The organism is Pararhizobium sp. IMCC21322 (genome assembly GCF_030758295.1).
In the GTDB taxonomy this organism is placed as follows: domain Bacteria; phylum Pseudomonadota; class Alphaproteobacteria; order Rhizobiales.
Map to the genome: position 1 here is coordinate 1,418,258 of NZ_CP132335.1, position 23,637 is coordinate 1,441,894.

The following is a 23,637-nucleotide window of genomic DNA, read 5'->3' on the forward strand; positions in this document are numbered from 1 at the left end:
CAATCATTTCGCGGCGTTTTAGGCCGAACACGCCGCCCATGCAAGGTTTCGCGTCCTACCGACACCGCCAATATGGCGAAGATGCGGTCGCATTTGCCGCTTTGGGCGGAAAAAATTGCCGCCTCTCAAGAGATGAAAACACGCGGATTATATCAAGTGTCTGATAAGTATGGATAAAATAGAGGAAAAAAACTGGCCTCTTGCTTGCATAGAGTGAGTGTCGGCGTGCGTCGACGCTTTGGAGTAAGCCATGTTTGTTTCCACGCCTCCGCAGATATCAGCGGATGCAGCCCAGACCGGATCTAATGGTCCGTCAGCCCCGGCAGATGCCGGATCTGGCGGGGGCTTTGCTGCGTGGTTGCCTGGCAGTGCGCAGCCAGGCGGCGAGACGCCAACAGGCGCGGCCCCCCTTCAAGGCGCTGACGGCACAATACCACCACCACAATTTTCACCGTTTGGACTGGAAGTCGCGGCGGGGGCATTGGGTCAATCCAATCAGGCAACTGCTGAAGCTGCGGTTACAACCGGTTTTCAAAAAGGGGCCGGTACAGCCGCTGACATGCTGCTGCAAACAGCTTTCCTGACCAAGGGTGACGGGCAGGCAAACCAGAGCGCGAACCCGTTGGCTGGCCAACAGGGCCTCGCCCAGTCAGGTGCAGAACTTGGCCTGATGGCTTCATCAAAATCCGGAACGACTGCGGCCACCACACAGACCGATGCTGACACCGCCGAGACTGTACTGAACCGGTTGGGTGTCCCTGCAATGCCAAAAGAGATGACAGACCCCTTAGCCAAACGCGCTGCCGCTTTCTCATCCACGGCGGCAGAACCATTTGGCAGCGCGCAACGCGTCAGTTCTGATGGATTGCCGCAGAGCCAGACACAATTAGCGACATTGCCGCAATCGACAGATAGCGGGTTCCGGCCACAGCTTTCGCAAGGTGGCCTGACCCAATCCCAAACTCAGGGTCAGGGCCAGGATGGCACCGGGAGACCCAACCCGACTATAAACTCCCCGGACATTGCGGTGCAGATGGCGCGCAACAAGGCGGCTGGCAACAATCAATTCACAATTCGCCTGACACCGGAATCCATGGGCACCATCACCGTCAAGCTGAACATAGCCAACAATGCAAATCTGACGGCGCAGTTGACGGTTGAAAAACCCGAAACGCTGGCGCTTTTGCAAAAGGATATGGCTGGCCTGGAAAAAGCGTTGAAAGCGCAAGGGTTTACGACCGGTGACGGAGATCTGACGATTGCATTGAAATCGTCTGCAATCGGCGTGCGTGGCGGCGAAGCGGCGATGAATTCTGGCGCCGACCAGCGTTTTAGCCACAACCAGAACACTGGCCAGAATATGGGCCAAAATCAAAGTCAGGCGCAGGGTCAAACCAATGCGCAAAATCAGGGATCAAGCACTGCTGCACAACAAGCGCCGTCCAGCCCGGCCCCGACAGGTGGCATGGATCGTCCGGCTCCCGGCATGTTGTCGTCCGGCGATATGGGCTTCCAGCAGTCTCATCATGAGCAAGGTACCCATGGTCACGAGGGGTTTGAGCAAAACCCGAACGGACAGGGCCAGCCGGAACCAGATGAACAGGATATGGCTCTGTTGGAACACGCAGAGCTTATTGCAAATGCCTATCACGGCAACAGCTTATTAATCGGAATGTCCACCCAGTTGGACCTGTCCGTATGACTTTTGGAGAAATGACATGGACCTGAGCGGACTCAGCGCTTTAACCAGCCCAGCCAGCACAGCCAGTGCGGCCAGCACGGATCAGTCGGATTTGATTCAGAGTTATGATCAATTTCTGCAAATTCTGACGGCACAATTGCAAAACCAGAGCCCGCTGGAACCTATGGATGCAAATGAATTCACCAATCAGCTGGTGCAATTCTCATCCGTGGAGCAGGCCATCAAGACCAATGATTCGCTTGAATCCCTGATTGCGCTTAGCGCTTCCAATGAGGCAACCAGCCTGGTTGGATATCTGGGACAGAACATCACAGCCGAAGGCGCGGCAACCACATTGCAAAATGGTTCGGCCACGTGGAAGCTGGATTCTGCCGATTATGCAAGTGAAACTCAGGTAAAGATTCGAAATGCAGCCGGGACGATCATCTACTCAGATGAGGGCACGCTGGACCCGGGTGAAACCAGCTATGTCTGGGATGGCACAACAAATGACGGCGGCACCGCCCCGGATGGCCTTTACGGCATTACCGTGGAAGCCAGAGACGGGGAAGGTAACGTGGTTGATGTATCGACGGCCATTTCCGGCAAGGTAACCGGTGTGGATTTCAAGACCTTCCCATCCGCACTTTTGGTGGGCGACACCCGTGTTCCGATCACGTCTTTGACGGCAGTCGAACTCGGAACCTAGCGCCTGTTTCATCCACCCAGAGCCATTTTATAAATTGAGCCAGCTGGCTTGAGGGCTGATATACAGCGGACAGCGCGTCTGCCCACCTGTGGTCGTAGAAGGCAGATGCGTCGATTGTGCCCCGCCAGCAAACGCCGAAACCCGGTCAAATGATTGCGTTTGAACAGAATATATCTGGGCCATTCGCATCCGTTCAAATTCTTAGCAAATCCTTACAGTCACCTTAGGCAAAATTTAAGGCGTCAGCGGTATTGTCTCCAAGTCTGGTCACATCAGATTTGAGTGTGAGAGTACTGATGACCGATCGCATAAAACCGCGTGTCAAATACGTGATCGGCCCTGACGGGTCGCCACTAACTATTGCTGATTTGCCTCCAGCGACAACTCGTCGTTGGGTCATTCGCCGCAAAGCAGAAGTTGTAGCTGCTGTTCGTGGTGGTCTGTTGAGCCTGGAAGAAGCCTGCAGTCGTTATACGTTAACGGTTGAAGAATTTTTATCCTGGCAATTGTCAATAGAAAGCCATGGGTTGGCTGGTTTACGAACGACGCGCATTCAGCAGTATCGCTGAATGATACAAAACTAAAAAACCGGCGGAAACGCCGGTTTTTTTACGCCCAAATTTCCAAATTTCACCGTGCGACCATGTTTCAAACATGGCCTCAAAATGTGCCTTGAATGAGGCCAAAACGCGGCGCTTTTTGGAAACGCTGCACTCGCTGGTTCACTAAATCTTAAGGCTTGTTAAGGACTTGTTTACCAATAGGTAGGTAATTTTTTCCTAGCAACACAACTATCTGAGCCAACAACACCACACCAATATTGAGAATAGAGTCCCTTCGTGCTGGAATTGACACGTTTTTTCAAATCAATCGGCGTTGCGCGTTTGGCTGCCATGGGGGTCGTCGCGGCAGTCCTTATCGGCTTTTTTGTGTTGATCATATCGCGCGTCACGTCGCCTTACATGGTGCCGCTATTCACCGATCTCACCTTTGAAGATTCAGCCGCAATTATTGAACAGCTTGAAAGCCAGGCCGTTCCATATGATCTGCGCGGGGAAGGCGCAGTTGTCCTGGTCCCGAAGGAAAATGTCCTGCGGTTGCGCATGTCTCTTGCCGAAAGCGGTCTGCCATCGGGCGGCAGCGTCGGCTATGAGATATTTGATCGTGGTGACACTTTGGGCGCTACAAGTTTTGTTCAGAATATCAATCGCCTACGTGCATTGGAAGGCGAGCTGTCGCGCACGATTCGTGCCCTGCAGCGTGTCGTGCAGGCCAGGGTGCATCTGGTCATACCCGAGCGGCAATTGTTTCAGCGTGACTCCGAATCACCCACTGCCTCCATAGCGGTGAAAGTACGTGGCGAACTCACCAACGGGCAGATTCAGGCAATCAGGCATCTGGTTGCATCAGCTGTTCCAGGACTTAAGCCATCACGCGTTTCGATTGTCGATGAAGCCGGCCAATTACTGGCAAATGGCGAAGACAGCGCCTCCGGCGGTGCCATGATGGGCGCGCTTGATGAAAAGCGCAAAGCGCAGGAAGCCCGTTTGCGCCGCGCCGTTGAGGAGATTGTTTTCCAGGTCGTTGGTGATGGCCGGGCGCGGGTACAGGTCACTGCAGAGCTGGAGCGCAACCGCATTACCCAGACGGCCGATGTCTTTGACCCGGATGGACAGGTTGTCAGATCTTCCCAATCTCGCTCCGAAGCCAGCAACGCATCAGAAGATCTTGCTGCCGGTGGTGTCACTGTTGGCAACCAATTGCCAGGCGCTGATGAAGAGGGCGGAGATACAGGCTCAAATTCTCAACGTGAAACCTCCGAAGAGGTCGTGAACTACGAAATTTCCCGCACCACAACCACCGAAGTGACCGAGGCTGGACGCCTTCGCAAATTGTCTGTCGCTGTCTTGGTTGACGGGGTTTACACCCAGGAAGCCGGTGGAGATCTCACCTATGCGCCCCGCACGGACGAACAATTGGCGCAAATTGCAACACTCGTTCGGTCTGCTGTCGGTTTTGAAGAAGGCCGTGGTGATCTGGTCGAAGTGGTCAATATGAGATTTGTGGCCAATGCTGCGCCTGATGCAGCACTGGTGGAACCCGGTCTGTTTAACTTCAGCATGGACGACATCATGCAGGTTGCCGAATTGGGTGTCATGCTTTTGATGACATTGCTGTTGGTGTTGTTTGTCATGCGCCCGCTGGTTCGAAAAGTTCTGACGCCAGAGCAGGTTGAAACGCCAGCACCGATCAGCCCGACCATGAACCAGGAGGGTTCTGAAGGGGTCGCTGTGGGTGAGCCGGATCAAAGGCTTGAAAAGGCACAGGCTACCGGTGCTGCTCGTGCTGACATGGTGCGTCAGGTCAGTGAACTGGTAAAAACAAATCCCGATGATGCGGCGACCATTCTGCGCAATTGGCTGCAGGAGGCTGCGTAATGAATGATCTTGCAGCTATTGGTGAGCTACAGATTTCAGAAAGCGCCCAGAACCGGAAACTGACCGGGGCTGACCGGGCTGCGGTTCTTCTGTTGTCACTGGGGGGTGACAATGGCATCGGCGTCTGGGAACGCCTTGATGAAATAGAAATCAAGGAAATCTCATTGGCTATGGCTCGCCTGGGGCCCGTATCCCCGGGCATGATGGAGGATCTGTTGGTTGATTTTGTTGCCAAATTATCCGCCAAGGGCGCGGTGATGGGCAATTATGAATCGACCGAAAGATTGCTTGCCTGTTTCCTGCCCAATGAACAGGTCAGCTCCATCATGGAAGAGATTCGCGGACCCGCTGGCCGAACCATGTGGGAAAAACTGTCCAACGTTCAGGAAACTCTCCTGGCCAATTATCTGAAGAATGAATATCCGCAAACCGTTGCTGTCGTGTTGTCCAAGATCAAGTCGGACCATGCCTCCCGTGTTCTCAGCCTGTTGCCGGAGGAGTTTTCTCTGGAAGTCGTCAACCGGATGCTGCGCATGGAGGCTGTTCAGACCGAAATTCTGGACAAGATTGAACAGACCCTGCGCGTAGAATTCATGGCCAATCTGTCCCGTGGCAGCAAGCGTGATCCACACGAACACATGGCGGATATCTTCAACAGCTTCGACCGTCAGACAGAAACACGCTTCATGTCATCGCTCGAAGAAGAGAATGAAGAATCAGCTGACAAGATCAAGGCTCTGATGTTCACATTCGATGATCTGGCGAAACTGGATGGCATGGCAATCCAGAGCATGCTGCGCTTCATCGAGCGGCCTCAACTGGCCCTGGCGCTGAAAGGCGCGGGGGACAGCATTCGCGATGTATTTTTTGAAAACATGTCTCAACGGGCCACCAAACTGCTCAAGGATGACATGGAAGCGTTAGGGCCTGTCAGACTGAAAGATGTTGATGAAGCGCAAAGCGGTATGGTCAACAAAGCCAAGGAAATGGCTGACCGTGGTGAAATCGCGATCTCCAGTAACCAAGGAGAGGACGAGTTGGTTTACTAAGCCAACCGCTGCGTATCATGGACGAAACTATCGTTGCCTCAACACCATTCCGATTTGATCTGGATCTGTCAAAAAATGCCATGACAGTTCAGGAGCGTCTGAATGCGCTTGAAATCGAACGCCTGGATCTGGAAAACAGGCACAGCACCGAACTTGCTGACGCCATAAAGGACAGTGAAGCAAAGGGGCGCGAATCCGCCGAAGCTGTCGCCGCAAAGAAATCCGCTGATGATGTGGCAAAGCTTGTCAAAAGCGCGGAAGCCCTTTTAAGCGCAAGAGACACCAACGCACAAAAGATGGAACGTGAGGCCTGCGAACTGGCCTTTACCATCGGCACACATTTGGCAGAAACCGCATTGGCCAAAACACCCTTTGCAGAAATCGAAGCACTTTTGAAAGACACAATGGATGTGTTGTCAGATACACCACATCTGGTGCTGTATCTGCCGCTGCAGACAGCTGATGACATCAAGCCGCAATTGACCCGGCTTTTGGATGAAAGTGGATTTTCCGGACGCCTGATCATTAAGGCCGAGCGTGAATTCACCAGCTCTGATGTACGCCTGGAATGGTCAGAAGGACAATTGGTGCGCGACCTGGAGGCAGCCAAAGCTGCTTTGCGCGAAAAGATAAATCATTATTTTGAGGCCACCTGATGAGTGACACCACAGACAAAGCAGCTGGTGCTTTACCACTGGATGACCACGGACCATCCAGTGGTAAATCAGAACTGAATGACCCCGACACACCCAAAACGGCGGCTGATCTTGAGAAGCTGTTCGATGTGCCCGTCAAGGTCTCTGCCATTCTTGGGCGGGCACGTATGCCTGTGGCTGAATTGCTGAAGCTTGATGAGGGTGCGGTTATCGAACTGGACCGTAAAGTGGGTGAAGCCATTGATATTTACGTCAATGATCGGTTGGTCGCACGCGGTGAAGTTGTGCTGGTTGACAGCAAGCTCGGCGTTACGATGACAGAAATTATCAAGACAGATAACTAGGAAGAGTCATGCGTTTATTGATCATCGGCAGTCTGAATGGACAACTGACCCTCGCCACCAAAATGGCTATGGCAGAGGGTGCCAAAGTTGTTCATGCCGACACCGTTGTACAAGCCCTGCAGGTTCTGAATGGCGGCACAAGCTTCGACCTGGTGATGGTGGACGTTACGCTCCAGGTGGCTGATCTGGTGTCTGGCATTACGCGTGCACGTATTCATCTGGATGTTGTGGCCTGTGGCATTGATCCTGATGCCGATGTGGCTGTTGCGGCTATCAAAGCTGGCGCAAAGGAATATATTCCACTGCCGCCAGAGCCGAAACTGATTGCAGCCATTTTGAAGGCTGTATCCCAGGAAAGCGCAGATATTATCTATGCCGATCCCAAATCACAGGCACTGATTGCGCTGGCCGAACAGATTGCTCCTTCTGAAGCAACCGTTCTGATTACCGGTGAATCCGGCGTTGGCAAGGAAGTCTTCGCCAAACACATCCACGCCAAATCCCGTCGTGCAAAAGCACCCTTTATCTCGCTGAACTGTGCCGCTATTCCCGAACAATTGCTGGAATCTGAATTGTTCGGCCATGAGAAGGGCGCGTTTACCGGCGCCGGGTCGAGGCGCATCGGAAAATTTGAAGAGGCCGATGGTGGAACGCTGCTGCTGGATGAAATCAGCGAGATGGATTTGCGGCTTCAGGCCAAACTGCTGCGCGCTTTGCAGGAACGCGTCATCGATCGTGTCGGAGGCAGTAAACCAATTCCGGTGGATATTCGCATTCTGGCCACCAGCAATCTGGACTTGATGAAAGCCGTTGCCGAAAATCGCTTTCGCGAAGATTTGTATTACCGGTTGAATGTGGTGAACCTTGCCATTCCGCCTTTGCGTGAACGGCCGCTGGACGTTGTGGTTCTGGCCAGGCATTTCGTCAAGAAATACGGGCAGGTCAACGGATTTACGTTACAGTCGCTTTCGCCACAGCTTGAAGAGGTGCTGATGGCAGCACCATGGCAGGGCAATGTGCGCGAACTGGAAAACGCGATGCACCGCGCTGTTCTCCTGTCCGGCGAGAGCCCGATTTCCGAAGCCGTGTTGAACCTGCCTTTGAATGGCGCAACATCTGCATCAGGCCTCACAGCCAGCAGTCACGCCGCACACATGGCGGCAGCCACAACACAAAACATGGTGGGCCGCACAGTGGCTGATGTGGAGCGCGAGCTGATCCTTGAAACGCTGGATCATTGTCTTGGCAACCGCACCCATGCCTCAAACATACTTGGTATTTCAATTCGCACACTGCGCAATAAGCTGAACCAATATACGGATGAGGGGCTGGATGTTGCGGCCCCTGGCGGCCAGCGCACCGCGCCTGCCTATCTATCGTGAAAGCTGATCAGTGAGCGATACCACTCAAAACACACCTGCAACCGGGCCGAAATCGGGCGCTGGCTTCAAGTTTCCTGGTCTCGATCAGATTGCAAAACGGGCTGATCTTGGGCTTGCTCTTTGCGTGATCTTTATCATTCTGGTTTTGATCATGCCTTTGCCCTCAGGGGCACTGGATTTTCTGCTTGCGCTGTCAATCATCTTCTCTGTCCTGATTTTGATGACGGCTTTGTTCATTCAATCGCCGACTGAGTTCTCATCATTTCCGGCCATTTTGCTGATCGCAACCATGTTGCGATTATCGCTCAATCTGGCATCAACACGTCTGATTCTGTCGAATGGGCACGAGGGGCCCGGGGCTGCTGGCAAGGTGATTGAAGCCTTCGGTAACTTTGTCATGCAGGGTAATTTCGTCATCGGGATTATTGTTTTCGGCATTCTGGTGATCGTGAACTTTGTCGTCATTACAAAGGGTTCTGGCCGTATTGCCGAAGTGGCTGCCCGCTTTAATCTGGATGCGATGCCCGGCAAGCAGATGGCCATTGATGCTGATTTGTCAGCAGGCCTCATCGACGAGAGTGAAGCCAAGGCGCGCCGCCGCGAACTGGAAGATGAGAGTTCCTTTTTCGGTGCCATGGATGGTGCCTCCAAATTCGTGCGTGGCGATGCCATTGCTGGTCTGCTGATCACCTTCATCAATGTTATTGGCGGGATGATTATTGGTGTGGCCCAGATGGATATGTCCGCAGGCGATGCGGCCCGTGCCTATACGTTGCTGACGGTCGGCGATGGTCTGGTCAGTCAGATACCGTCACTGATTGTGTCCATTGCCGCTGGCTTGCTGGTGTCCAAAGCTGGCGTCAAAGGTGCTGCTGATCAGGCGTTGATCAAACAATTGTCCGGCTATCCAAAAGCCATGGGCCTTTCGGCTTTTGTCATGATCGCCATGGCCTTCCTGCCTGGCCTGCCTTTCATACCGTTTATGGCGCTGGGTCTGGGGGCGGCATTCATTGCCCATCGATCATCGCGAAAACAGGATGAAGAGGTTGAAAATGCCGCTGCCATCCAGATCGCCGCGTCAGCCGACACGGGTCCCAAAGAAGAACCCATAACAGATGCGTTGAAGATGGATGAACTGCGTGTCGAGCTTGGCTATGGTCTTGTTCCCCTCATCAACGGCCCTGCCGGACAGGACATGTTGAGTGAACAGATCAAAGCTCTGCGCCGCCAGATGGCGCTTGATCTGGGCTTCATCATGCCGTCGGTTCGTATTCTGGATAACATCCAGCTGACCGGTGGTGACTACGTTATCAAAATCCGCGAAATCGATGCGGGCAGCGGAACCTTGTACCCGGACCATCTGATGGTGATGGACCCGGCAGGTGGCAAAATAAGCCTGCCCGGTCATCATACAACCGAGCCGACATTCGGCATTCCCGCCACCTGGGTGGAAGGGTCTTTGCATGATGAAGCGGAAGCCCGTGGCTTGACGGTTGTTGATCCGGCTACGGTTCTCGTCACCCATCTGACCGAGATCATCAAAAGCAACATTGCCGAATTGTTCAGCTATGCCCATGTTCAAAAACTGGTCGATGAATTGCCAAGCGAGCATAAGAAACTCGCTGATGACATCATCCCCTCCCAGATTTCGATGAGCGGCTTGCAGCGCGTTCTGCAGATGCTGCTGGCGGAACGGATTTCCATCCGCGATCTACCCGCCATTCTGGAAGGCGTGGCTGAAGCTGCAGGCAGCAACCGCAATCCGCAATGGTTGTCAGAACAGGTGCGCGCCAGATTGGCTCGGCAGTTGTGCAACGTAAACAAGGCCCCCGGCGGCTACCTGCCTATTTTGCCCATGTCACCGCAATGGGAGCAATCCTTCGCCGATGCCATGATCGGAGATGGCGAGGCGCGCCAATTGGCCATGGCCCCATCCAAACTCCAGGAGTTCGTCACCACGCTTCAGGAACGCTTTGAAAGCGCTGCAAAACTGGGTGAAGTACCGGTGCTGCTAACGTCCCCCGGCATTCGCCCCCATGTCCGCTCCATCGTCGAACGCTTCCGCACGCAGACCGTGGTCATGTCCCAGGCGGAAGTGCATTCGCAATGCAAGCTGAAGACAGTCGGGACTGTTTGAGTTTTGGCGGGTGGGTCTGTGAGTGAACGGGCCGGAACACAAGGCTTCACCTACTGGACTGGAAAGTCAGCACACCTTAATCCGTGAAGACGCAATGCGTGTTGAGTTCCCAGCCGTCTATGTGGCTTTTGCACGACCATATCTGATGCTCTTCTGTCTGCGGTTGGAACTGATGCATATCGACTGCGATGTGACGCCAGTAACGGCAAATACCGCTATCTAGACAAATCTGACTTTGATCAATGCACAAAGCGTTCGCATTTTTCGGGCGAGCGGCTAGTCTCCTTGAATATGACCTATGATGTAACCCTGTTGATATTGCTCGCCGCAGTTTTGCACGCTGGCTGGAATGCATTGATTAAGATCAGTGGTGACCGCATTGCCGTGATGGCGGTTGTCACAATGGCAGGAAGCATTTTGTCGGCGTTCGCACTACCCTTTGTAAATAGTCCAGACCCGGCGAGTTGGCCGTTGCTGGCTCTGACCATCTGTATTCACACCGGGTATCATTTTTTCCTTCCTGCTGCCTACGATCATGGGGATCTCGGGCAGGTATATCCAATTGCTCGCGGTATGGCCACTATTCTTGTCACTCTCGGCGCGTTGGTATTCGCTGGAGAGCACGTAAGCCAACTCGCGTTAATTGGCATTTTATGTCTCGCCGTCGGGGTTATGGCGCTCGCTTTCGATGGTGGAAAAGTCAGCTCGATCAATCCCAGGGCGATATTCTTTGCGCTTGCGACAGGCGTTTGTATTGCCTCCTACACGGTTGTCGATGGATTGGGCGTGAGGCAAGCCGGGTCGGTGCTCGGCTTTGCAGTGTGGCTCACCATTTGCAACGGAGTCCTGACTTTTCTGATTGCACTCATTTGGAAGAAGCGCGAAATAGCAGTGGTTTTGAAAAACAATGCTCTGACCGGTCTCGCCGGGGGCGCGATGCAAGTTGGCGCTTATTGGATTATCGTCTTTGCATTGGCTGTTGCGCCCATGGGAATGGTCTCCGGCCTGCGCGAGACAAGCGTTCTTTTCGCCGCGCTGATTTCTACTTTCTTGCTCAAGGAAGGATTCGGCGTTTGGCGCTTTGTGTCCGCCTGCCTGGTGACATTTGGGCTAATAGTCAGTCGAAACAGAAGTTAGACAGTTGAACAAGGCCTGCTTCTGCGAGTGGGCAAAACAGAGATCGACAGCCGAGAAGAAATCCGCTTGGGCGACATCCCAGCCGAGGCATTGAGAGGAGCAGGTATGGTGAAAGAGACACAATTGAAGCCGGAGTTTTTGGTCAAGGATGAGGAAGACTTGAGGTCTCTGTTTCCACAAACTCATGCCTTGGCAGTCAAGAAATGCCAAAATCACCTGGACAAACATGCCATGGACTTCGTGGCTCGATCACCCTTTCTGTGCATGGGAACACAATCGCCGGATGGGTTGGCTGATGTCAGCCCGAGAGGTGATCCCAGCGGTTTTGTAAAAGTCCTGGATGACAAAACACTCATGATCCCGGACCGGCCCGGAAACAACCGCCTCGACTCACAAACAAATATCCTGGCCAATCCTGCAGTCGGTTTGCTGTTCATGGTACCTGGATTTGATGACACGTTGCGTGTGAACGGGAATGCAAGAATAACCTGTGATCCAGATTTGCTTGCATTGATGGCCATGAAGGACCGAATGCCGACCGCTGCCATCGTTGTTACTGTCGAGGAAGTGTTCATGCATTGCGCAAAGGCTTTTCGACGCTCAAAGCTGTGGGATCCAGATCAGCTTCAGGATCGCAGCGAAATGCCATCCTTGCCCAAGATAATACTCGATCAAACCTTTGGTACACCTGACGACCCTGAAGAGATGCGGAAGATCGACGCTGACCTTGAGGATGAATATAAAAGGACGATGTATTAGCGCATGCGGGAAATCGCGATGTCCGCATGTCAGCCATGCAGACAAACCTGCTCTTGGGAAATTCAGGTTGAGTAATTGTTCCTATTCCACAGCGGATGGTCAAATTTCATCGAGGCGTCAGCACATCCTATTTATTTATGTGGTCTCTGTTCGTTTTTCAGACACAAACAACCATAGGAAAAACAGCATGAACACAAAGTCATTTAGCCCGTATATCGAATAAAAAACGCCTGCAAGAAAATCACTGGAATAAACCGCGCCGAGATCATTATTTATCAACCAGTTCAGCCAGGCCGAAACATAGACCAGCTTCTCAACTGCAAATACTGCTGCCAGCCACATGATATTCGACCGGATCGTGGATGCGCTTATGTAGGCGAGGCCCCAAATGACAATCATGAGGAGCCCGAAGTTAGACATAACAACAGGATCGGCTTCATTGATTGTCGTGTTTGAAAAAAATCGTGAGCAACCTAATGCGCCGACGATATTCATCACTCCGGCGGCAATAAGCCCGTTTTTCTTCAGTTGTACCTGCATCATGTAAGCCATTTATTCGGTGGAAATCTGGTGCTGGCCATGCTGATACCATACAAATCAGCTTAACTGGGTTTTCGAAATGGCTTACTGCTGTCAGCAGAGCTGTAATCGGCAACTCTGCTGACGGTATGTGAAAATCCGATCAATCAAACCGGCGCAGGAATTTGAGCACCCGCTGAACCCATTTGTTCTGCGCAGCCCCTGAAAGATTGGTGACAGCTGCACGTTTGCTGATTTCGGTTATCGTCGGGTATGGCGAAATGTAACCGGAAATTGCGCTGATATTCATCTTCTGTGAAATTGCCAGCGACCACATATTGATCATCTCACCGGCCTGATAGCCGACAATGGATGCGCCAAGGATCTTGCCTTTTCGGTTTACAATAACCTTGATCAGGCCGCTGGTCTTGCCTTCGGCCTGGGCTCGGTCATTTTCCGCATAGGGCCAGCGCAGAACTTTAATGCCGCGATGTTTTTTGCGGGCTGATTCTTCGGTAAAGCCCACATGCGCCATTTCCGGATCTGTGTAAGTGGCCCAGGGAATGATGTCCCGGTTTTCCTTCACCGGCAGGCGGAACAGAATGGCGCGGATCACCAGACCTGCGTGGTAATTCGCCATATGGGTGAATTGCAGGCTACCGGACACATCGCCAATAGCGTAGGCGCGCCGGTTGGAGGTGCGCATGCTTTTGGACACTTTAATGGCGCGATCAAACCGGATGCGCGCCTCTTTCAGACCAAGCCCGTCTACATTCGGCTTGCGACCGGCCGCGACCAGAAGATGGCTGCCGGCAATGATTTCTTCTTCGCCATTGCCGCTGTCCAGTACAACGGCCACACCGCTACCGGATTTTTCAACCCGTGCAATTTTAACTTCTTCACGAATGACAATGCCGTCTTCTTTCAGCTTGTCGAGAACGATTTCTGTCAGTTCAGGATCATCCTTCGCCAGCGCCTTGAACGCTTCAACCACTGTGACCTGGGCACCAAGACGCCGATGGGCCTGAGCCATCTCCATGCCGATGGGACCACCGCCAATGATGATCAGATGATCAGGCGCTTCGGTGCGTTCAAAGATGGTCTCATTGGTCAGGAATGGAATGCTGTCCAGTCCCTTGATCGGCGGGACGGCCGCGCTGGATCCTGTTGAGATGACAAAGCGTCTGGCACGAATACGGATGCCATTGACCTCGACAACCCGTGGGTTGATGAACTTTCCGGCGCCTTCAATGACATGAACGCCCATGGAGGTGAAACGCTCCACACTGTCATTGGGCGCGATTGCGCCAATTACTGAATGCACATAATCATGGACCTGCTGAAAGTCGACGACAGGCTCAGGCACGTGAATTCCGTATTTATCAGCATGCCGAATTGCATCTGCGGTTTTGGCCGTTGCGATCATGGCTTTTGAAGGCACGCAGCCATAATTCAGGCAATCACCGCCCATTTTACCTTTTTCAATCAGAACAACGGAAACACCGAAGGCTGCCGCGATGGCTGCAACGGACAACCCGCCGGAACCGGCGCCAATGACGCAAATGTCAGGTGTGAGAATTTCGGCCATAATAAAAGTCTTTCCAAAAAGTCGGGTTAAGCGGGTTTGCGGTTGCGCAACCGCTTCAGAACAACCGGGATCAGGGCAACCACGCTGAGGGCTGCCAGAGCTGCAAGAATTTCAGGTGTAATCAGGTCACCAGTGCTGATTTCGATGGCACATTCGCTGTTGCCGATGCAATCGGCATTGGCCGCGCGCTGTGCCTCGATAACGCTACCCAGTCCCGCGCCAACGAAGGCAAAGGCAAACGAACCTGGAATAATGCCGATGGCCGTCGCAGTTACGTAGGTGGACAGTTTGATTCCAAGCATGGCCGGGGCAAGATTGACCAGCCAGAACGGAAAGGCAGGTACGAGGCGGAGAAACAGGAGGTAGTTGAAGGCATCTTTTTCAAAGCCCTCTTTCAGCTTGGCGACCCAGGGTCCGGCTTTGGCACGCAAGGCATCGCCAAACGATGTCGTCACGGCCAGGAACAAAAGCGTTGCTCCAATTGTTGCGGCAACAATGGTCGCTGGCGCGCTCACCAGCCAGCCAAACAGGAACCCGCCACCAATGCTCAGGATGCCGGCACCCGGCAGCGAAAGCACCACGACGGCAATGTAAATGCCGACATAGGTCAGTAATGTCAGGGCAAAATTATCTTCAACGAAAGCCCCAAGACGTTCTCTGTTTTCTATCAGGGCGCTGATGGACAGGGCCTTATGCCATCCCATGAAAAAGGCAAATGCCATGAAGCCGGCAATGGCGACCAACGGTAGCCAGCGTTTCAGGCTGGAACCGGATTTGTCTTGCTTCGGGGCATTTTCCATTTGTGTTTGCTCTTCCAGTTGCTCGGACAGCATCATAGGTGCCCCTCTTTAAAATCATCAAGTGTTGCTTCAGATCGATTGCGGCATTTGGTCCCCGGTCTGCACGCGTTGCGATCGTGCATGTCCATCCGGGAACAGCCCCTAAATAGATGTCTGATGGCAAAACGAAAGCACAATCCGCGAGTCTCACCCATAAGTGAGAGAAGGGTCAAACCCGCCTCACGCCGCTGTGACTATTGTGATGTTGAATGTGATCGGCCAAGAAAGGTCGAATTACGGAATTCTGGTCCGCGATCAATTGACTTTTGCCGACAATCTTGCCTATAAGCCCGCTGACTTTGGCAAAACTCGGCTGAACTTTACGCTGATATGGCTTTGCCATTATGATTTCCCGTCTTGCGACGTTGTAATAGACTTTTTTTAAGAGGGCCGCTCCCTTTGCGGCAATGATACGATGAAACGTACCTTCCAACCGAGCCGTCTGGTTCGTAAACGCCGTCACGGTTTTCGCGCACGCATGGCCACCAGCGGTGGTCGCCGTGTTATTGCAGCCCGGCGCGCTAAGGGTCGTAAGACCCTTTCGGCTTAAGACAGCTTGCCGGCCTGATAGGGTCGGCAACCGGGTTAGGGCGTTTCTGATTCGACACAGACCAGAAGCGCTTTGATGGATCGGCTCAAAAAACGTTCTGATTTTCTGCGTGCGGCGCGGGGGCACAAACAGGTGCGCCGCGCCCTTGTGCTACAAGCATGGCAACACCAGATACAGGAACACGAGCAACCGGACCGCGAGCAATCCACCGATGGCGCGACCCGCATTGGATTCACTGTTACCAAAAAAGTTGGCAACGCGGTCATACGCAATCGTGTCCGCCGACGCCTTAAAGAAGCCGTTCGCCTTTTTGAAAAATCCGGCGGTGAAAGCGGACAAACAGATCTATTTCTTCCAAACACTGACTATGTTGTCGTTGGCAGGCTGTCGGCGCTTACCATGTCGTTTTCAGAAATTCAGCAGGATCTGGCCAGCGCATTTGACAAAATTGCAGCACAAATCAGGCGCCGCTCTCGTAAACTTGATAAAAAAGCTGAGAATCCTGAGCCTGACCACTCGCCAATCGATCAAAACCCCCTTAAAGAGCAGGGCACAAAGCCCTCTGACATTGCCTAAAAGCTGGACCCTTCATGCAGGACACTAAGAATCTCATACTTGCCGTTGCGTTGTCTGCTGTCGTTTTGATGGCGGCCCAGTTCTTTCTCTGGGGCCCGCAGCAGGAAGAAGCCCGGCTTCAGGCGGAACAACGCCAAGCGGAAATTTCCCAATCGACGGATGCTGCAACGACAACAACACCTGCTCCTGGCAGCAGTGTTGTGCCGACGCCCGGCGCGGCGCCGAGCGCCGCATCGGGATCGGGCTCCGTGGCTCCGCCATCCGGCGCGCCACGTGAAGCTGTTTTGCAGTCCAGCCAACGTGTTTTAATCGACACACCGGATTTGACCGGCTCCATCAATCTGACCGGTGGCCGGGTTGATGATCTGTCCTTGAAGAATTACCGCGAAGAGATTGATCCGGAAAGCCCGATCATTCAGCTGTTCTCGCCATCCGGCAGTGCGAACCCGTATTATGCGGAATTCGGTTGGGTGAAGGGGCAGGGCGTGACCGCGACGGTACCCGACAGTCAGACGCCATGGACCCTGACGCAGGGAGATCGTCTGACGGCGGAAACGCCGATTACCGTTTCCTGGGATAATGGCGAGGGTCTGATATTCTCGCGTGTCTATGCGATAGACGAACATTATCTGGTGACAATCACCGACAGTGTGGAGAATAACACAGCTGCACCTGTGTCACTGTTTCCCTATGCGCTGGTAACGCGCCATGGCATTCCCGATCTCCAGAATTTCTTTATTCTGCACGAAGGCATGATTGGCTTTGTTGGCGAAGAGGGTTTGCAGGAAGTCGATTATGATGACCTGGAAGAAGAGGGCGAGCTGAAATTCGGCACGCAGACCCAAGGCTGGCTTGGCATCACGGACAAATACTGGGCGTCAGCCATCGTGCCGACCCCGGGAGAGGCCTACACGCCGCGCTTCTTCCACCATATGGTCAACAATCGCTCCGCATTCCAGGCAGACTTTTTGGGTGAGTTGGTGGAAATCGCTCCCAGCAGCAGCGGAGAACATGTTTCGCGGCTGTTTGCAGGCGCCAAGGAAGTCAGCGTCATAAACAGCTACCGCGACGCGCCGGGCATTGAGCGCTTCGATCTGATGATCGACTGGGGCTGGTTCTATTTCATCACCAAGCCGCTTTTTGTGGCTCTGGACTGGCTCTTCAATCTGATCGGCAATTTTGGTCTTGCGATTCTGGCCGTGACCGTTGTTCTTAAAATATTCTTCTTCCCGCTTGCCAATAAATCATATGCCTCCATGGCCAATATGAAAAAGGTTCAGCCGCAACTGACCGAATTGCGTGAGCGCTACAAGGATGATCGTGCCCAACAGCAAAAGGCTATGATGGAATTGTACAAGAAGGAAAAGATCAATCCCCTGGCGGGTTGTCTTCCGGTCTTGTTGCAGATTCCCGTATTCTTTGCGCTGTACAAGGTTCTGTTTGTTACGATTGAAATGCGCCATGCGCCTTTCTTCGGCTGGATTCAGGATTTGGCTGCACCGGACCCCACGTCGATTTTCAACTTGTTTGGTCTTATTCCCTGGGACCCGCCGCAAATCCTGATGCTTGGCATCTGGCCTTTGATTATGGGCGTCACCATGTTCGTTCAGATGCGTCTGAATCCATTGCCGCCCGATAAGACACAGGCAATGATTTTCACCTGGATGCCGGTCATTTTCACCTTCATGCTGGCGTCATTCCCGGCAGGTCTGGTGATCTACTGGGCTTGGAACAACACCCTGTCCATTGCACAGCAGTCGGTCATTATGCGCCGTCAGGGTGTGCCTGTGGAAATCTGGAAAAATACGCTCGAAGCTTTTGGCTTGGGCGGTAAAGAGAAAGACGAGAAGGCGTAGCACCTATTTGCTATGCCGAGATTGGCTTTGAATCAGGTCCTGGACCGGGCGATCTGTTTGATCGTTCGATTCAGACCTGATTTACTGTCGCAACAGACAGACCAACCCATTTGATTCGAGACAGAAATGCCTGCAGATATTCCTGAGCAAAGCGTCGGTCAGTCCGATGGCGTGTCTGGGATGGGTCCAGATCCTGAATTGGCATTTCCCTTGTCGGAATTCCCGCAATTGGGTTTTCTCAATTGTCTGGTTGATCATCCGCATGTGACGATTGGCGATTACAGCTATTATGATGATCCCGATGGGCCGCAACATTTTCTGGAAAAATGCGTCAAATATCATTTTGACTTTGTTGGCGACGAGCTGATTATTGGTCGCTTCTGCGCATTTGCAACTGGCGTGCAATTTATTATGAATGGTGCAAATCATCCGATGGATGGATTCTCCACCTATCCCTTTGCCGCTATGGGCCGTGGTTGGGAAGCCGGTTACGAATGGCCGAAAAATTCCCGTGGCAATACAATCATCGGAAATGATGTTTGGATTGGCCGGGAAGCTATGATCATGCCAGGTGTGACAATCGGGGATGGTGCCATTGTCGGGGCACGAGCGGTTGTTTCGCGCGATGTGCCCGCCTACACGATCGTGGCAGGCAATCCGGCGCAAATTGTGCGAAAGCGTTTTGATCAGGACGTAATCGATCGTTTGTGCCGCATTGCATGGTGGAACTGGGATATAGCGACAATTACCCGCAATCTGAATATCATTCGCGGGGCGGATCTGGAAGCGATGGTACGGGCGGCGCCACAATGAGCACGGATAACACACAATCAGACTCGGCTGAAAATGCGTTCACACCCGAACAATTGGAAACCGGTCGACTGGCCTTCGCCCGCCCATGGCGGTTTGTCCTAGGCGTTGCAAAGCTGGTTCAGCTACCGGAAAATGATGGTATTGAAATAGCCTTTGCCGGTCGATCGAATGTTGGAAAATCCAGCCTGATCAATGCGCTGACCGGTCAAAATGGCTTGGCCCGAACATCCAACACACCCGGCCGCACCCAGGAACTGAACTTCTTTACCAATGACGATATTACCATCGTCGATATGCCCGGCTACGGCTACGCCAAGGCGCCGAAAGGGCAAGTCGAGGCATGGACACGTCTTGTCTATTCATATCTGCGCGGACGGCCAAATCTGCGGCGTGCCTATGTGCTGGTCGACAGCCGTCATGGCATCAAGGAAACCGATCAAAAAGCGCTGGACCTGATGGATAAAAGTGCCGTTTCCTATCAGATTGTCATGACAAAAGTTGACAAGCCGCGGCCGGCCGAACTTCAGGATGCCTTGGAGAAAACTCGCGCTGCCATTGCCAAACGTCCGGCGGCGCATCCGGAAATTTTGCTGACATCCTCGGAAAAAGGCTCCGGTCTTCCGGAGCTTCGTGCCGAAATTCTGCGCCTGTGACCCGATTTACCCCCTCCATCGCTTAAATTTTGGTCATAAAGGCACCTTTGCCCTAGTCCAGTCCGGCTTATAACCTATAGAAATAAGGACGGGTGGACGGTGTTTGTGCATCGTTCAGATTTTAAGCGCGTTTTCAGGAGGCTGGTCTTGGCAATAAAGAGTGAGCAAATAAGAGCATGTGCAGACGATAAGTTTCAGCACAGTCTGATCGTGGCAGGGACGTTTGTCTTAACAATGCTGGCGGCCTTATGGGTTGTGAGCCCGGCGAGTGCACAAACCATGAGCGAGTGGAAAAAGTCCACTGCCTTGGTTGGTGAGCCGCAATACACTGATGATTTTACTCATTTTAATTATGTCAATCCGGATGCCCCAAAGGGTGGAATTGTGCGTCTGGCAACTGACGGCACTTTTGACACGCTCAATTCCGTTCCACAACGCGGCAATCTGGCGATTGGTCTGGGCCTGATTTACGACACTCTGTTGACGCCTTCCCTCGACGAAATCTCGGCAATGTATCCGCTGGTCGCCACGCAGATGCGCTATCCCGATGATTACTCCAGCGTCACATTCCAACTGCATGAAGACGCGCGCTGGCACGACGGAGAGCCGCTGACAGCCGATGATGTGGCCTGGTCGTTCAATACGCTGATTGAGAACAACCGCGTTTACCAGAATTATTACAAGCATGTCAGTGGTGTGGAAATCATCAATGATCACGAAGTCACGTTCACCTTCGACCAGACTGGAAACCGTGAGCTGCCGCACATTGTTGGCCAGTTGCTGGTTATGCCCAAGCATTGGTGGGAGGGCACGGATAAAAAGGGCGAGCCACGGGATATAACGAAGGGTACTTTGGAAATCCCGCTTGGAAGCAGCGCTTACCGCATTTCACGAGTCGTTCCTGGGCGTACTGTTGAATATGAACGTGTTGAAGATTACTGGGGCCGGGATTTGCCGGTTAATGTCGGTCAGCACAATTTTGATCGAATCCGATACGAATACTTCCGTGACTCAGTTGTCCAGATGGAAGCCTTCAAATCTGACGATTATGATTATCGGGTTGAAAGCACAGCGCGTGTCTGGGCCACCGGGTATGATTTTCCCGCAGTGGCTGACGGTCGGGTCATCAAAGAGAGTTTTGTCGAGCGCGGGCGCGGGCTGATGGTTGGGTTCATACCCAATTTGCGCCGTGAGAAGTTTCAGGATCCGCGTGTTCGCAAGGCTCTGAACTTCGCGTTTAATTTCAACGAGATGAACCAGGCTCTTTTCTTCGACCAATACGAACGCATTGACTCCTATTTTTATGGAGAGGAATTGGCTTCGTCCGGTGTGCCGACAGGTCTTGAACTTGAGATACTCGATGGCATGCGTGACATGGTCCCGGAGGAGGTTTTCACAACACCCTACGAAAATCCGGTGTCTGGTGACACGCGCGCATATCGCACCAATTTGCGCGAATCCATCAAGCTGTTTCGTGAAGCCGGCTACGAGTTGAAAGACGGCAAGATGGTAAATGCCACGACTGGCGAGCCCTTTACCATTGAGTATTTGCTTAACAGTAATCGCTTTGAAAAGGTCGCATTGCGCCTGAAGTCGAATTTCGCACGAATTGGCGTCGATCTTTCGGTGCGCATTGTTGACAGTTCCCAATGGGTAAACCGCGTACGAAGCCGTGACTTTGACTTTATCTACTCCGGTTGGGCGCAGTCACTTTCTCCGGGAAACGAGCAATTGGAGTATTTTGGCTCCGCTGCTGCAGACCAGGAAAGTGCGCGCAACTGGGCCGGTGTAAAAAACCCTGCCGTTGACAAGCTCATTCAACGCATAATCTTTGCCAAGGACCGCGATGAACTGATCGCTGCGACGAAGGCCATGGACAGGGTACTTCTGGCCAATCATTACATCATCCCGGGCTGGACGCTGTTGTCGACACGCACGGCCCGTTGGGATCGTTTTTCCCATCCAGAGACGCTGCCTGCGTTCTCAGAACCGGGCTTCCCGACTATCTGGTGGTATGATGATGAAAAGGCCGCCCGCGTTGAGGCTGCCGAATGACAAAGCAAACCCAGACAGGCATAACCCGGCGTGAAGGATTGTTGTTTGCCGGTGGGACAGTGCTGAGCCTTGCGGCAGGTCCGGTTCATGCCCAAACGCTGGTCAGCCAAGTTGAAGGCTTTACAGACCAACCTGCCCGCCACGGCCTGTCCATCTTTGGTGATCTGAAATATCCCGCTGGCTTCTCCCACTTTGATTATGCCAATCCATCGGCACCAAAGGGCGGGCGCTTTGTGTTGGCGCCGGGAAGCTGGTTTCACAATCAAAATCCGCAAACCTTCAATACGCTGAATGGCTACGTCACCAAGGGGGATGCCCCTCCACGGCTTGAACTGATCTTTGATTCGTTGATGGCCCGCGCCCATGATGAGCCGGACGCTGTTTACGGGCTGGTGGCAGACAGCATTACCGTGTCTGAAGACGGCAACAGCTTTTTGTTCAGTCTTCGCCCCAATGCCCGGTTCCACGATGGGACGCCGTTGACGGCAGAAGATGTGGTGTTTTCTCTGACGACACTGAAAGAGAAGGGGCACCCTGATTACACTCAGAGCTTTCGCAAGGTAATGGCCCTTGAGGCACTTGATGAAGGGCGCCTTCTGGTCACGCTGGATGGCACCCAGTCCCGCGGCCTGATTTTTGAAGTTGCTGGCGCACCAATTTTCTCAAAAGCCTATTACGCAGATCGAGACTTTACCGCGTCCACCATGGACCCGCCCCTTGCGTCAGGTCCTTACAGGATTGGCCGCTTCGATGCCGGAACCTTTCTGGAGTATGAGCGTGTAGAGGATTATTGGGCAAAGGATTTGCCCATCATGCGCGGTCAGGCCAATTTTGATGTGGTGCGTGTTGAATTCTACCGCGAGCGGCAGACAGCATTTGAGGCCTTCAAAAAAGGCAATATGACATTCCGGCAGGAATTCACATCCAAGACCTGGGAAACGGAATACAACTTTCCCGCCGCCCTTGATGGCCGGATCAAGAAGGTTTTGTTTCCAGCCGAACTCCGGCCGCGATTTCAGGGCTCCTTTCTGAACACCAGACGCCAGAAATTTGCCGATCCGCGAACCCGCGAAGCATTGGTGCTTTGCTTCGATTATGAATGGGTCAATGAAAACCTGTTCTTCAACGCCTATTCCCGCGTTTCCTCCTATGTCGAAGGGTCGATTTACAAGGCAGAAGGGGTGGCGAGCGGCATGGAGCTTGCGCTGTTGGAGCCATTTCGCGACCAATTGCCCGAAGCAGTTTTCGGCGAAGCCTATCTTCCGCCCGTATCAGATGGCAGCGGCCGGGACCGCAGCTTGCTGCGGCGTGCCTCCGAACTCCTGTCAGAAGCAGGCTGGCAGCGCCGGGATGGCGGACTTTATAGTGTAAATGGTCAAAAGCTGACGATGGAAATTATGGTGCGCTCGCCTGTGTTTGAACGCGTCTATGGCAAATATGTAGATTCGCTTCGCGCTGTCGGTATTGAGGCCACAATCCGCGTCGTGGACCCTGCACAGTTCCAGGCCCGCTCCTCAGTGTTTGACTACGACATGGTTGGCACTGCGTTGTCATTGGGAGCCACGCCGTTTTCATCTGCTGATCAATTGTTCTCTTCACGCTCCGCTGATCTGGAGGGAAGCAACAATTGGGCAGGCATCAAAGACCCGGTTGTAGATGCGCTGACAGAAATAGTGGAAGCTGCAAAAGACCGCGAAACCCACCAAGCTGCATGGCGGGCTCTTGACCGGGTGGTCCGCGCTGGCCATTACTGGCTTCCAGGGTGGTATTCGGCAAATCATCGAATAGCAGTATGGGATAAATATGAATGGCCAGACACAAAACCGGATTATTATTTCCCTGTGGAAACCACTTGGTGGTCAAAGACGACCTGACGCAATAACAGTTTGAGTCGAT

Annotated in this window: 21 protein-coding genes; 18 read left to right on the forward strand and 3 right to left on the reverse strand. The window is 53.1% G+C overall.

The window, feature by feature from the left end; all coding sequences use genetic code 11:
- Positions 1-250: 250 nt before the first annotated feature.
- The 11 genes from RAL91_RS06890 to RAL91_RS06940 all read left to right on the forward strand — a co-directional run bounded on the left by RAL91_RS06890 (position 251) and on the right by RAL91_RS06940 (position 12,292).
- The gene (locus RAL91_RS06890) at positions 251-1,702 is read left to right on the forward strand and encodes a flagellar hook-length control protein FliK (RefSeq protein WP_306260863.1); all 1,452 of its coding nucleotides are present in this window, start codon (positions 251-253) and stop codon (positions 1,700-1,702) included.
- A 16-nt stretch (positions 1,703-1,718) separates the two neighbouring features.
- On the forward strand, positions 1,719-2,390 hold the full coding sequence (locus RAL91_RS06895) for a flagellar hook assembly protein FlgD (protein WP_306260865.1): 672 nt from the start codon (positions 1,719-1,721) through the stop codon (positions 2,388-2,390).
- A 296-nt stretch (positions 2,391-2,686) separates the two neighbouring features.
- Positions 2,687-2,959, forward strand: a complete 273-nt coding sequence (locus RAL91_RS06900) for a DUF1153 domain-containing protein (RefSeq protein ID WP_306260867.1) — start codon at positions 2,687-2,689, stop codon at positions 2,957-2,959.
- Positions 2,960-3,229: 270 nt separating this feature from the next.
- On the forward strand, positions 3,230-4,828 hold the full coding sequence (fliF, locus tag RAL91_RS06905; protein ID WP_306260869.1) for a flagellar basal-body MS-ring/collar protein FliF: 1,599 nt from the start codon (positions 3,230-3,232) through the stop codon (positions 4,826-4,828).
- Complete coding sequence (fliG, locus tag RAL91_RS06910; protein ID WP_306260871.1) at positions 4,828-5,877, forward strand: flagellar motor switch protein FliG; 1,050 nt, start codon at positions 4,828-4,830, stop codon at positions 5,875-5,877. Before fliF ends, fliG begins: the two co-directional genes overlap by 1 nt.
- A gap of 17 nt (positions 5,878-5,894) precedes the next feature.
- Complete coding sequence (locus RAL91_RS06915) at positions 5,895-6,533, forward strand: hypothetical protein (RefSeq protein ID WP_306260873.1); 639 nt, start codon at positions 5,895-5,897, stop codon at positions 6,531-6,533.
- Positions 6,533-6,877 carry a flagellar motor switch protein FliN gene (gene fliN, locus RAL91_RS06920; protein WP_306260875.1) on the forward strand — a complete coding sequence of 115 codons (345 nt, stop codon included), beginning with the start codon at positions 6,533-6,535 and terminating at the stop codon, positions 6,875-6,877. The genes RAL91_RS06915 and fliN overlap by 1 nt, the downstream gene beginning before the upstream one ends.
- 8 nt (positions 6,878-6,885) lie before the next feature.
- A complete protein-coding gene (locus tag RAL91_RS06925; RefSeq protein ID WP_306260876.1) occupies positions 6,886-8,259 on the forward strand; it encodes a sigma-54 dependent transcriptional regulator in 1,374 nt (457 codons plus the stop codon).
- Between the two features lie 10 nt (positions 8,260-8,269).
- A complete protein-coding gene (gene flhA / locus RAL91_RS06930) occupies positions 8,270-10,396 on the forward strand; it encodes a flagellar biosynthesis protein FlhA (RefSeq protein WP_371932492.1) in 2,127 nt (708 codons plus the stop codon).
- 291 nt (positions 10,397-10,687) lie between these two features.
- Entirely contained in the window at positions 10,688-11,533 is an 846-nt protein-coding gene (locus RAL91_RS06935) for an EamA family transporter (protein ID WP_306262826.1), read from the forward strand.
- A 108-nt stretch (positions 11,534-11,641) separates the two neighbouring features.
- Positions 11,642-12,292 (forward strand): pyridoxamine 5'-phosphate oxidase family protein, encoded by a 651-nt coding sequence (locus tag RAL91_RS06940; RefSeq protein WP_306262828.1) that lies wholly within the window; start codon positions 11,642-11,644, stop codon positions 12,290-12,292.
- Positions 12,293-12,427: 135 nt separating this feature from the next.
- On the opposite strand, the gene RAL91_RS06945 is transcribed toward RAL91_RS06940, so the two are convergent.
- The 3 genes from RAL91_RS06945 to RAL91_RS06955 all read right to left on the reverse strand — a co-directional run bounded on the left by RAL91_RS06945 (position 12,428) and on the right by RAL91_RS06955 (position 15,235).
- Positions 12,428-12,832 (reverse strand): hypothetical protein, encoded by a 405-nt coding sequence (locus RAL91_RS06945; protein ID WP_306260878.1) that lies wholly within the window; start codon positions 12,830-12,832, stop codon positions 12,428-12,430.
- A gap of 142 nt (positions 12,833-12,974) precedes the next feature.
- Entirely contained in the window at positions 12,975-14,399 is a 1,425-nt protein-coding gene (locus RAL91_RS06950) for an NAD(P)/FAD-dependent oxidoreductase (protein ID WP_306260880.1), read from the reverse strand.
- A gap of 26 nt (positions 14,400-14,425) precedes the next feature.
- Complete coding sequence (locus RAL91_RS06955; RefSeq protein ID WP_306260882.1) at positions 14,426-15,235, reverse strand: TVP38/TMEM64 family protein; 810 nt, start codon at positions 15,233-15,235, stop codon at positions 14,426-14,428.
- A gap of 418 nt (positions 15,236-15,653) precedes the next feature.
- On the opposite strand from RAL91_RS06955, the gene rpmH reads away from it, so the two are divergent.
- The 7 genes from rpmH (at position 15,654) to RAL91_RS06990 (ending at position 23,615) form a co-directional block, all read left to right on the forward strand.
- A complete protein-coding gene (gene rpmH, locus RAL91_RS06960) occupies positions 15,654-15,788 on the forward strand; it encodes a 50S ribosomal protein L34 (protein WP_306260884.1) in 135 nt (44 codons plus the stop codon).
- A gap of 75 nt (positions 15,789-15,863) precedes the next feature.
- Positions 15,864-16,364: a ribonuclease P protein component gene (gene rnpA / locus RAL91_RS06965; RefSeq protein ID WP_306260886.1), complete on the forward strand. Its 501-nt coding sequence runs from the start codon at positions 15,864-15,866 to the stop codon at positions 16,362-16,364.
- A 14-nt stretch (positions 16,365-16,378) separates the two neighbouring features.
- A complete protein-coding gene (gene yidC, locus RAL91_RS06970) occupies positions 16,379-18,220 on the forward strand; it encodes a membrane protein insertase YidC (RefSeq protein ID WP_306260888.1) in 1,842 nt (613 codons plus the stop codon).
- Between the two features lie 180 nt (positions 18,221-18,400).
- Entirely contained in the window at positions 18,401-19,033 is a 633-nt protein-coding gene (locus RAL91_RS06975) for a CatB-related O-acetyltransferase (RefSeq protein ID WP_371932529.1), read from the forward strand.
- Positions 19,030-19,686: a ribosome biogenesis GTP-binding protein YihA/YsxC gene (yihA, locus tag RAL91_RS06980; protein ID WP_306260892.1), complete on the forward strand. Its 657-nt coding sequence runs from the start codon at positions 19,030-19,032 to the stop codon at positions 19,684-19,686. Before RAL91_RS06975 ends, yihA begins: the two co-directional genes overlap by 4 nt.
- Positions 19,687-19,965: 279 nt before the next feature.
- Entirely contained in the window at positions 19,966-21,741 is a 1,776-nt protein-coding gene (locus RAL91_RS06985; RefSeq protein WP_306260893.1) for an extracellular solute-binding protein, read from the forward strand.
- The gene (locus RAL91_RS06990; protein WP_306260895.1) at positions 21,738-23,615 is read left to right on the forward strand and encodes an extracellular solute-binding protein; all 1,878 of its coding nucleotides are present in this window, start codon (positions 21,738-21,740) and stop codon (positions 23,613-23,615) included. The genes RAL91_RS06985 and RAL91_RS06990 overlap by 4 nt, the downstream gene beginning before the upstream one ends.
- Positions 23,616-23,637 lie beyond the last annotated feature (22 nt).